Raw genomic sequence first — 474 nt, forward strand, 5'->3', positions numbered from 1 at the left:
CGCTGCGCGAACACTTCACCGAAGCCGAAATCGCCGACCTGAGCTTCGCCGTCGCCCTGATGAGCGCGTTCAATCGTCTGGCGATCGGCATGCGGCAGTGAGGGCGCGCGCGATGCTCGCGGGCCGATGAATCCTTCGCCCGCGTCAAGGGGCTAGGGGTCAGGCGCGCTTCCTGCCCGCGACACGCCTGGGCACCGTGCCCGGCGTGTCCTGACTCTGACGCACCGACGCGAGTACGCGTTGCGCCGCCACCTGGCAGTCCTCTCCTTCAGCACGATGCTCGATGGCATCGATCAGTGTCGACAGGCTGTGCTTCGTTAGCGCCAGATTCCGCTCAAGCGCGTCGATCTCCTCCACCTTGCGACGCAAGACCGCCAGCAGCGTGTCGTGCGGCCACGCGTTCAGATCCGGCGGCAGAATCGAGCGGATTTCCTCAAGCGAAAAACCGGCATTCTGCGCACGTCGAATCAGGTC

The 474-nt window shown here is 65.2% G+C and carries 1 protein-coding gene; it reads right to left on the reverse strand.

Annotated elements, in window-relative coordinates:
• Window positions 1-159: 159 nt before the first annotated feature.
• On the reverse strand, window positions 160-474 hold a 315-nt coding region (locus tag CDV44_RS27275; RefSeq protein WP_170936133.1), incomplete at its 5' end, for a MerR family DNA-binding protein.

The organism is Pandoraea sp. PE-S2R-1, assembly GCF_002179865.1.
Lineage (GTDB): Bacteria > Pseudomonadota > Gammaproteobacteria > Burkholderiales > Burkholderiaceae > Pandoraea.